Origin of the sequence: Phytoactinopolyspora endophytica (assembly GCF_004138495.1) — a bacterium.
GTDB lineage: Bacteria > Actinomycetota > Actinomycetes > Jiangellales > Jiangellaceae > Phytoactinopolyspora > Phytoactinopolyspora endophytica.
Window position 1 is genome coordinate 261,800 of record NZ_ML142852.1, and the last position, 10,462, is coordinate 272,261.

The following is a 10,462-nucleotide window of genomic DNA, read 5'->3' on the forward strand; positions in this document are numbered from 1 at the left end:
CCAGAACCGTCCCCAGGAAACTTCGGCCCAGACGGCGCCGAGGATGAGTGGGCCGATCGTCCAGATCGGGAAGCCGACCGCGGTGAGTCGGTAGCCGAGCCGGTCCAAGACGGACGAGCTGGGGAGCAGCGCCACGAAGCCACTGGAAGTACCGCGACGTTCCGCACGTTCGGAGACGATCTGCAGAACATTCACCACTGCTGCCACGGTGAACAGGCCGAATGCGAGTACGGCACAACCAACGTGGATCACCAGCCAGTACGACCGCAGCGCGGGCACCAGCGGTCCCGGCGGCACATACAGGTAGGTCACCGCCAGACCCAAAGTGAGAAGGACGAGCAGGATTCCCCACGACGCCACCGCGCGGCCCGCGACGGTGCGTCCAACGAAGACGAACCCCACTGAAGCGACCAATGCGGCCGTAATGGAGAACTCGTGCATGTTCCCCCACGGCATCCGCTCGGTGCCTATGCCCCGCATCGCCACACCGATGGCAAGGACCACGGTCGCCACCACCAGCAAGGTCCGGCCCATCCGGTACCGGACGTCAGCCTGCTCGGCGAGGTGGGCGTTCAGATCGCCGCCGGACGAGCCGTCGGTAGGGCCTCCCGCAGCCACCTGAGGGTCGCTCGTGGACGCGGACTCCCCAGCGGCAACCGCCACCAGCTCAGAAGACTGAGAGCCCTCGGCCGCGGACGAACGCTTCAGTCGCGCTCGCATGCCCATCTCCGAGATGAAGGCCAGCCACACCCCAAGATAGATGAACAGGGCGCAACCGACGACGAAGCGGCTCCACTCGGCTATCGATATGAGCTCCATCAGGTCTCCTCGTCCAGCTGGTCGTTCCCGAGTCTGCGTTGGACTCCGTCGGCGACTGCACCGACCTCGTCGTTCAGATTCCCGCCCTCGGAGCGCTGCAGTCCGGCGACTTCGACCACGGTACGCCCCTCGTCGTCGGCGCTCGCACGCACCCACACCCGTCGGCGACGGATATACAGCGAGCCCGCCAGGCCGGCTACCGCGAGGATGGACCCCGCGAGCGCTATCTCCTTGCCCGAGTTCCGGCTGATCTGCAGGTTGACCCAGGTCACATAGCCATCGAAAGTGATGTATCCAGCCCCGTCCGGCAGCTCCGCCGTTTCCCCGACGCCGAGAGCCGCGCGGAACGGCTCACCGTCCTCGGACTTGTACTGCTCCAGACCTTCCTGGTTCAGCCGGTAGATCGACTGCGACACCCCGCTGTCGAGCCCCAGGTCTCCGTAGAATGCAGTGATGTACACCTGCGGATTCTCAGCCGCCGGGAAGATGGAGACCGGACCGTTCTCATCGAGGTAGGCGGTCGGCAGGAAGACCCCTTCGACGCCGATGTCGGGTCCTTTCTCATCGGCGACGGGAACCTTGATCACGCCGGTGGAGGTGAAGTTGTTGTCCTGCGGCAGGAACGGAACCGGGCCTTCGGCCAGTATCTCCTCATCGGCGTTCCGGATCGTGAAGGCAGGCGCGTAGCCGGGGTTGAGGATGTGCACGAGCGTCCCGTCCACGTTGAGCGGCTCGTTCACCCTGATGTTCTCGGTCTGCGCCTCGGCGCCGGGCTCTGAGACGAAGCTCACCGTCGCTTCATAATTATCCGCCCCGCCGACCTGCGAGCCTTCGTCGATGAACTCCATGACGAACTCCTCTACCTGCAAGGAGAACGGCGGGAGGTCGGCGGCGTCGAACATCGGCCCGGACGAGAGGTTGTCGTACTGGACGACGGAGTTGGCGAATCCAGAGCCCTCCGGGACCAGCACCGTCCCCCGATAACCGAACAGTCCGCCGAGCGCCACCGCCAGCAGCACGACGACCAGGGAGAGATGGAAGACCAGGTTGCCGGTCTCCCGCAGGTACCCCGCTTCGGCCGCCACCGAGCCGTCGCCCGGCTGGTCCACGACGCGGAACCGCCTACCTCGGAGTTCGGCTTGAGCCGCCTCCCGCACGTCGTCGGGCGCCGCGTCCACGGTGAAGATGCGGTGCACAGGCATACGAGACAACCGGCTGGGCGTGCGCGGCGGTTTCGCCCGCATCGCCTTCCAATGCTGCCAAGAACGCGGCAGGATGCAGCCGACCAGGGACACCAGCAGCGCCAGGTAGATGGCCGCGAACCAGGGAGCGGAGTAGACGTCGAACAGACTCAACCGGTCGTACCAGTCCGACAAACCTGGGTTGCGTTCCCGGAAGGCTCGGACCGCCAGCGGATCGACGTCTGTCTGCGGGATGATCGACCCCGGGATGGCGGCGACCGCGAGCAAGAACAGCAGAATCAGCGCGACCCGCATCGAGGTGAACTGGCGCCAGGCCCACCGGAGGAACTCCCACGTGCTCAGAGCCGGGGGACGCTTCGGTCCGTCGCCGTCTTGTCCGCGCTGCCGCTCGGCACCGTCGACGTGGCCCTCGGGCGCCCACGTCCCTGGACGCGCATCCTCGCTCACACAACCACCTCGAAACCTTGGATCCAGCTCTGCATCCGTGTCATGAGCTCACCCCACAGGCCGGTCGCCAGCAGGATCCCAAGCACGATGAGCATGACCCCGCCGACTCGGACGAGCACCAGCTGGTGACGGCGGAGCCAGCCGAACATCCGCATCGACCGCCGGTACGCGAGCGCCGCCAGAAGAAACGGCAGCCCGAGCCCGACCGTGTACATGAAGGACAACAGGGCGCCCCGGCCGGCGTTCGCCTCGTCGAACGCGAGGAACTGCACCGCCGCGAGCGTCGGGCCCATGCACGGCGTCCATCCGAGGCCGAAGACCACGCCCAGGGCAGGTGCACCCGCCAGCCCCACGGCAGGCTTGGCACCGGACGTCCACTGCCGGGACAACCCCGGAATCCAGCCGGCGAAGGCCAGCCCCAAAAGAATCGTGACGACGCCCATAACCCGCGTGATCACGTCGATGTGCTCCCGGAGGACGCCGCCGAGACCACCGAACAGCAGTCCATACGAGACGAAGACCGCGCCGAAGCCGAGGATGAACAGGCTGACGCCGAGGACCAGCTGGCCACGACGGCCGTCCGACAGTTCCGGACCGGACAGCCCGGTCACGTACCCGAGGTAGCCGGGGACCAGCGGCAACACGCACGGCGAGAGGAACGACACCAGACCGGCGATGATCGCCACCGGGATCGCCAATGCCAGCGATCCTGACAGGACCGTCTCTCCGAACGTGCTACCCATGATTCACGCGCTGCTCAGCTCACATCTCCGCCGGCTCTTCGGCGGCGATATCCGTCACCATCTCGCGCAGCGAGGCCTCGCCGATCGGCCCGAACACCCGGGCCGCCATCCGGCCGTCGCGATCGATGACGAGCGTGCTCGGAATCGCCGAGGGTGGAATCGTGTCCCGGAAGGCCAGCAGTGCCTGGCCGTCCGGGTCGAAGACGCTGGGATAGGTGATCCCGAACTCGTCCTCGTATGCCAGCGCGGCCGTCTCGGTCTGACCGTCCCTGGTGTTCACCCCGACGAACCGGACGCCGTCGTCCTGAAGCTCCTCGTGAACGGCCTGCAGATCCGGAGCCTCTTTGCGGCACGGTGGGCACCACGAGCCCCACACGTTCAGCACCACGACGTCACCGAGCGCGTCGGCGAGCTGGAACTCGCCTTCCTCGCCAAGGAGCGGACCGCCGAACTCCGGCGCGGGATCGCGGTCGTCCGGCGGAAAGATGCTCACCGTGCCATCGCCTTCGATGTACCCGACGTTGTCGGTGTCGGAGTCGCGGGTCACCTGCCCGTCCGAGCAGCCGGCCAGAGCGGCCGCCAGGATCACGGCCGCGGCCAGCCCCTGCCGGCCACGAGATTGCACAGCGGCTTTCCGCGCCGCGCTCATCGACATACGCATCATGCACCTGCGGTGAAGGTCTTGCCGGCCTCCGGCAGCAGGTCCGCCGCCGGCTCGCTGTAGGCGATCGACACGATGGTGTCGTCGCGATAGGTGAACGTGGTCAGGCTGGCGAGCGAGCACTCGCGCTTGCGCGGGTCGTGCCAGAGCCGCCGTCCTTCGATCGCGGAACGCACGGTCCAGATGGGTAGCTGGTGCGAGACCAGCAGCACCTCGTGCCCGGCAGCGTCCTTGCGCGCGCGGTCCAAGCCGGCACGCATCCGCTCGGCGATCTCCTTGTACGGCTCACCCCAGGACGGCCGGAACGGGTTACGCAGGTGCTTCCAATGCTTGGGCTTGCTGAGCGCTCCGTCGCCGACGCCCACGGTCAGACCTTCGAACGTGTTCCCGGCCTCGATGAGATCGTCGTCGACGCCGGGTTCCACGCCCAGTTTCTGCGCAACCGGGGCGCCTGTCTCGACCGCCCGGTCCAGCGGCGACGTGATGACGGCGACGATGTCCCGATCGGCCACGACCTCAGCGATCCGTTGTGCCATGGCGCGGCCGCGCTCAGACAGGTGATAGTCCGGCAACCTGCCGTACAGGACCTTGCCCGGGTTGTGCACCTCGCCGTGCCGCAGGAGGTGAATCTTCGTGGTCCCGCTCGCGGTACCCATCGTGTCCTTTCCGTCACCCACGACTGTCGAGCGCTGGCTCCGCATGGTGCGGACGACCGTCGACGGTCATGGGCGGTTCCGATCCGATGCCTGTGCTGCCGCCTCGGCGGCAGCCGGTAATGCTTCAGCGATGCGCTGCAGCGTTGAGTCGTCGTGCGCGGCACTGACGAACCACGCCTCGAACGCTGAAGGCGGCAGGTAAACGCCGCGCTCCAGCATCGCGTGGAAGAACGCCCCGAACCGCTGGGTGTCCGAGGACTTCGCCATATCGAAGTTCGTCACCGCACCGGGAGGCTCAGCACTCATCGCACCCGTGCTGGGCTGCCGTGGCGAGAGCGTCCCTGCCGCCCGCTCGTCTGCGTTGGTAGGTAGTTCCCTTGGATCGACGAAGAACACCGTGAACAAGTTCCCCGCGTACTGCACCACGTGCGGCACACCGGCCTTGCCCAGCGCCTCCCGGACGAGGTCCCCGATGGCGTGGATGGTGGTGTCCAGGTGCGCGTAGACGTGGTCGTCGGCGAGGCGCAGCGTGGTGAGGCCGGCTATCGTCGCGACCGGGTTACCGGCCAACGTACCCGCCTGATACACCGGACCCGCCGGAGCGAGGTGCCCCATCACCTCCGCCCGTCCGCCGAACGCCGCCGCCGGGAAGCCGCCGCCCATGACTTTGCCGAACGTCGTCAGATCGGCCGCCACCCCGTCCAGGCCATACCAACCGGAAGGTGAGACCCGGAAGCCGGTCATCACCTCGTCGAGCACCAGCAATGCACCGTGCGCGTGAGCGGTGTCCCGCAGGAACGCGTTGAAGCCGTCAACCGGTGGCACGGCGCCCATGTTGCCGGCGGCCGCCTCGGCGATCACACACGCGATCTCCTCGCCGTGCTCGGAGAACACGCCCTTCACTGCGTCGACGTCGTTATAGGGCAACACGATCGTGTCGGCCGCGCTCGCCTCGGTCACGCCGGGTGTCCCTGGCAGGCCGAACGTCGCCACGCCGCTGCCCGCTGACGCCAGCAACGAGTCGACGTGACCGTGGTAGTGGCCCGCGAACTTCACCACCTTGCTGCGCCCGGTATAACCACGCGCCAGCCGGATCGCGCTCATCGTCGCTTCGGTGCCGCTGGTGACCAGCCGTACCTGGTCGACGCTGGTCCGGGCGATGATCTCCTCAGCGAGCTCAACCTCTGGCTGGGTGGGAGTGCCGAATGAGACGCCGCGCGCCACCTGGGCTTGAACGGCGTCGACGACCGCTGGATGTGCGTGGCCGAGAATCATCGGCCCCCAGGAGCAGACCAGGTCGACATACTCTCGGCCATCGACGTCGTACAGATATGCACCGGACGCCCGCTGGATGAACCGTGGTGTCCCGCCGACGGCTTTGAAGGCGCGCACCGGGGAGTTCACCCCGCCGGGGGTGACGGCCTGGGCGCGTTCGAACAGTTCAGCACTCTGGGGAGCGTCGTCGTAGCTCACCGACACATTCTCGCAACCGCCTCTACGACGCGCTGTAGTGCCCCCTGATCGACCCACCATCGTCCACGCAACAACGTCCTGCAAGGCGATCGGCCGAGGCCTCACAGTGCAGGACGTTGTGACGCCTGGCCGACATTACAGGCCAGTCTCAGACTCATCCTCCACTTCGTCGGGGTGGCGCCGGAGGTACAGCACACCGGCGACCAGACCGCCCCAGACGATGGCGATCGTGACGATCATCATGACGACTGCGCCAGCGGACATCAGCTTCTCCCCTCTTCGCTTGCGACGCTGATCAGCTGATCGGCCCTGCGCCACGGCACGAGCGAGAGCAGCACACCGACCACGAGCACGCCAGCGGCGACGCCCCAGCCTGCGACTGCGAGGAAAGTGGCCGGGTAGTCCTCATACCGTGCCGCCAGCTCTTCGCGCAGGCCGTCCCACATCATCCAGCCCAGCACGAGCGGCGTAATCAGGCCGAGCGTGAGCAGCCACGGCCATCCGAGCCGGACCGCAGACGTGGAGTTCGCGTGCTCCTGAAGCGCCGGCAATTGCCGCAGCACCCACGCGACCACCACAACGGACACCAGACCCGCCATCGCAACCCCGTACTGGAGGACGAAGTGGTCCGCCGCGTCCAGGATGTACAGGCCCTCGCTGGTCGGGAACAGCAGGATCGACGCGAGCGCGATCGCACCGCCGACCACCAGCACGGAGGGCACTCGCGGCATCCCGGTGCGGTCCTGCACTGCCGAGATCACCACCTGCATGATGCTGATCAGCGACGACATCCCGGCCACCACCAGCGAACCGAAGAACAGCACGCCGAAGAGGTCACCCGCGGCCGGCAGACTGGAGATGATCTGTGGAAACGCGATGAAGGCCAGGCCGATTCCGCCCTCGCCGATGACCTCGTCGACGGCGACGCCCGTGTTCGTCGCCATGAATCCGATAGCCGCGAAGACGCCGATGCCGGCGAGGATCTCGAACGAGCTGTTCGCGAACCCTGCTACCAGCGCCGATCCCGTCAGGTCGGCACGACGCCGTAGGTACGACGCATAGGTGATCATGATGCCGAAACCGATCGAGAGCGAGAAGAAGATCTGACCGTAGACAGCCACCCACACGCTGCCATCAGTGATCGCGTCCCAGTCCGGTGCGAAGAAGGCATCCAGGCCGCGGCCCGCCCCGTCCAGGGTGAGCGCCTGGATGACGAGGGCGATGAACAACACCACCAGCAACGGGATGAAGATCTTGCTGGCCCGCTCGATGCCGCGCCGGACGCCGAAGACGAGCACCCCGAGCGCCACTACCCACACCGCGATCAGCGGCCACATCACGCCTGACACGTACGAGGAGACGAATCCCGGCTCGGTGGCCTCCAGGACGTCGCCCATCAGGAACGCCTCCGGGTCCTCACCCCAGTCCTGGCCGATCGAGAAGCCGGTGTAGCGCACCGCCCAGGCAATGATCACCGCATAGTAGGTGGCGATGACGAAGCTGATGGCCACCTGCCACCAGCCGATCGTCTCCGCCCGCCGGTTCAGACCACGAAACGCCAGCGGCGGGGAGGCTTTCGCTCGCCGACCTATCGCATACTCCATGATCAGCAGCGGGATCCCCGCGGTCAGCAGCGCGATCAAGTACGGCAGGAGAAACGCTCCGCCGCCGCTCTCATAGGCGACGTACGGGAAACGCCAGATGTTGCCGAGCCCGATCGCAGAGCCGATAGCGGCAAGAAGAAACCCGGAACGGGTCGCCCACTGCTCGCGTTCCCGCGGCATACCCGCGCACCTCCACGTCGACGGCACCGTGTCCCCGCGGATTAAGGCACGCATACCCGGCTTCCGCGAGACGCACGAAAATGCTACCCAACGTGGCTCTGGAGAAACCGGCGCGGGCGATCACTGGCCGGGTGTGAGCACCGAAGTTCTCGCTGTTTTGTCATCGGCCGTCATGACCACGCCTTCAGAACGCTCATTCAGGTAAGCGAATACAACGTGATCCCCGTTTGCCGGAGAGAGGAGAAGCGATGACCGACGCGTTCTGGATGAGCCAGGCGGTGTGCAGCGACGCCGACCCTGATCTGTTCTATCCGCCCACCGATGGGCGGCAGAGCGAGCTTCAGATCCGTGCCGCGCGCCGAATCTGCCGGGATTGCCCGGTACGCCGCCCGTGTTTCGAGGAGGCTTTCGCACTGCCCGTGGTCATGGACTACGGCATCCGCGCAGGGACAACCGCCCGGGAACGACGGGCGATGCGGAGACGACTGCAGGCACAGCAAGCTGCTTAGGACGTAGAGGCGTCCCCCTTAGCCTCCGAGAAGACGCTGGAGTACGGCGTTCAGAGGCGGCGGGCCACCTCGACCGCCCAGTAGGTGAGGATCATGTCCGCGCCGGCACGCCGGATCGAGACCAGCGATTCCTCGACCGCCCGCTCCCGGTCGATCCACCCGTTCGCGGCCGCGGCCTCGATCATGGCGTACTCCCCGGACACCTGGTACGCCGCCACCGGCACGTCGACCGCTTCGCGTATTCGCGTCACGACGTCCAGGTACGACAGCGCCGGCTTGACCATCACCATGTCCGCGCCCTCTTCCACGTCCAGCCGCACCTCGCGCAGCGCCTCGAAGGCGTTCGCCGGATCCTGCTGGTACGTGCGTCGATCCCCGGTGAGCGTCGACTCGACGGCATCCCGGAACGGACCGTAGAACGCGGACGCGTATTTGACCGCGTAGGCCAAGATGGCCACGCCGGCATGCCCGGCTCCGTCCAGAGCGTCGCGGACAGCACCCACCTGGCCGTCCATCATGCCGCTCGGCCCGACGACATGCGCCCCAGCCTCGGCCTGCGCCACGGCCATTCGCCGGTACGCCTCGAGCGTGGCGTCGTTGTCGACCGCGCCGTCGGGTGTCAGCACTCCGCAGTGCCCGTGGTCGGTGAACTCGTCGAGGCAGAGATCAGCCATCACGACGGTCGCGTTGCCCACTTCGCTCACAACATCCCGAATGGCGACGTTCAGCGCGCCGTCCGGATCGTACCCGCCGGACCCTTCGGCGTCCTTGTTCTCCGGGATCGCGAACAGCATCAGACCGCCGACGCCGGCCTCCACCGCTTCGACCGCCGCTTTGCGCACCGATTCCGCGGAGTGCTGCACCACACCCGGCATCGACGGCACCGGGCGGGGCTCCACGGCCCCTTCCCGGACGAACATCGGCAGGACGAGATGGTGCGGGTCGAGGGTGGTCTCCCCGACCAGACGGCGCATTGCGGGCGAACCGCGCAGGCGCCTCGGCCGTTCACGTGGGTACGGCATCGCTGTTCTCCTCGAACGTCTCTGTTACGCCCCCGAGTCTACGTCCGGCAGAAAGAGGCGTCCGGGACTCCCGGGAATGGGGTCTGGAGGCTCAAGCCCAACCGGGCCACAGACCAACCGAACCTGACCAGCCCGCGCAACCCGCCGCCTCCAGACCCCGCTCCCGGGAGTCCCGGAATGAACTCTGGATGCTCAAGCCACCCGAACCCGACCAGCCCACGCAACCCACGCTCCCGGGGTGTCCCGGCATAGACTCTTATTCCGGAACGAGCACTTACTGGGCGTTCTTGCGGCGTGACGCGGAACGACGCCGCTGCGACGGCTTGAGCAGCGGATCTCCCGCTTCGAGGAGGGCGGCCCGGCGGCTGGTGCCGAAGTCGGCGACCGCATCGGCCAACAGCTCGACCGACGGCTCCGGCGCCATGACGTCCACCCGCAGCCCATGCTCCTCCGCAGTCTTGGCGGTGGCCGGACCGATACATGCGATGACCGTGTTGGCATGCGGCTTGCCCGCGATACCCACCAGGTTCCGCACCGTGGACGATGAGGTGAACAGGACGGCGTCGAACTTGCCCGTCTTGATCGCCTCGCGCGTATTCGCCGGCGGCGGCGCCGCCCGTACCGTGCGGTACGCGGTCACGTCGTCGACCTCCCAGCCCATCTCCGACAGGCCGGCGGCCAACGTCTCCGTGGCGATGTCCGCCCGCGGCAGGAAGACCCGGTTGATCGGGTCCAGCACCTCGTCGTACGGCGGCCAGTCCGCGAGTAGTCCCATCGCGGACTGCTCGCCGGACGGTACCAGGTCAGGCTCGACACCCCAGGCGCGCAGCGCCTCCGCGGTCTTCTCACCGACAGCAGCAACCTTCAGCCCGGACAACGCCCGCGCGTCCAGCCCGTACCCGACCAGCTTCTCCTTGACCGCGCGCAGCGCGTTGAACGATGTGAAGGCGATCCACTCGTATCGGCCCTCGACCATGCCACGGACGGCCTTGTCGATCTGCTGCGGATTACGCGGCGGTTCGACGGAGATGGTGGGCACCTCCTCCGGCACGGCGCCGGACTTCCGCAGCGCAGCAGTGAGCGAGCCCGCCTGCTCCTTGGTACGCGGAACCAAGATCCGCCACCCGAACAGTGGCTTGGTCTCGA

The 10,462-nt window shown here is 67.1% G+C and carries 11 protein-coding genes; 1 reads left to right on the plus strand and 10 read right to left on the minus strand.

Annotated features, from left to right (window positions below):
* From ccsA to ELR45_RS09650, 8 genes are all read right to left on the minus strand, one after another.
* Window positions 1-819: cytochrome c biogenesis protein CcsA (ccsA, locus tag ELR45_RS09615; protein WP_205856300.1), on the minus strand; the 819-nt coding region annotated here is incomplete at its 3' end.
* Window positions 819-2,468 (minus strand): cytochrome c biogenesis protein ResB, encoded by a 1,650-nt coding sequence (gene resB, locus ELR45_RS09620; RefSeq protein ID WP_129665459.1) that lies wholly within the window; start codon window positions 2,466-2,468, stop codon window positions 819-821. The genes ccsA and resB, both read right to left, overlap by 1 nt.
* Window positions 2,465-3,211, minus strand: a complete 747-nt coding sequence (locus ELR45_RS09625) for a cytochrome c biogenesis CcdA family protein (RefSeq protein WP_129665461.1) — start codon at window positions 3,209-3,211, stop codon at window positions 2,465-2,467. The genes resB and ELR45_RS09625 overlap by 4 nt, the downstream gene beginning before the upstream one ends.
* A gap of 19 nt (window positions 3,212-3,230) precedes the next feature.
* Complete coding sequence (locus ELR45_RS09630; RefSeq protein ID WP_205856301.1) at window positions 3,231-3,866, minus strand: TlpA family protein disulfide reductase; 636 nt, start codon at window positions 3,864-3,866, stop codon at window positions 3,231-3,233.
* Window positions 3,867-3,871: 5 nt separating this feature from the next.
* A complete protein-coding gene (locus ELR45_RS09635) occupies window positions 3,872-4,528 on the minus strand; it encodes a histidine phosphatase family protein (RefSeq protein ID WP_129665463.1) in 657 nt (218 codons plus the stop codon).
* A 66-nt stretch (window positions 4,529-4,594) separates the two neighbouring features.
* Complete coding sequence (gene hemL / locus ELR45_RS09640; protein WP_129665465.1) at window positions 4,595-6,007, minus strand: glutamate-1-semialdehyde 2,1-aminomutase; 1,413 nt, start codon at window positions 6,005-6,007, stop codon at window positions 4,595-4,597.
* A 129-nt stretch (window positions 6,008-6,136) separates the two neighbouring features.
* Window positions 6,137-6,265, minus strand: coding sequence for a methionine/alanine import family NSS transporter small subunit (locus tag ELR45_RS09645; RefSeq protein WP_129665467.1), 129 nt, complete (start codon window positions 6,263-6,265; stop codon window positions 6,137-6,139).
* On the minus strand, window positions 6,265-7,785 hold the full coding sequence (locus tag ELR45_RS09650; RefSeq protein WP_129665469.1) for a sodium-dependent transporter: 1,521 nt from the start codon (window positions 7,783-7,785) through the stop codon (window positions 6,265-6,267). Before ELR45_RS09650 ends, ELR45_RS09645 begins: the two co-directional genes overlap by 1 nt.
* Before the next feature lie 248 nt (window positions 7,786-8,033).
* Here ELR45_RS09650 and ELR45_RS09655 point away from each other — a divergent pair, with 248 nt between their 5' ends.
* Window positions 8,034-8,294 (plus strand): WhiB family transcriptional regulator, encoded by a 261-nt coding sequence (locus ELR45_RS09655; protein WP_129665471.1) that lies wholly within the window; start codon window positions 8,034-8,036, stop codon window positions 8,292-8,294.
* Window positions 8,295-8,344: 50 nt separating this feature from the next.
* Here the strand turns inward: ELR45_RS09655 and hemB are convergent, their stop codons facing one another.
* Window positions 8,345-9,316, minus strand: a complete 972-nt coding sequence (hemB, locus tag ELR45_RS09660; RefSeq protein ID WP_129665473.1) for a porphobilinogen synthase — start codon at window positions 9,314-9,316, stop codon at window positions 8,345-8,347.
* A 274-nt stretch (window positions 9,317-9,590) separates the two neighbouring features.
* Window positions 9,591-10,462, minus strand: an 872-nt coding sequence (locus ELR45_RS40675; RefSeq protein WP_240759401.1) for a uroporphyrinogen-III synthase, incomplete at its 5' end; no start/stop codon positions are given.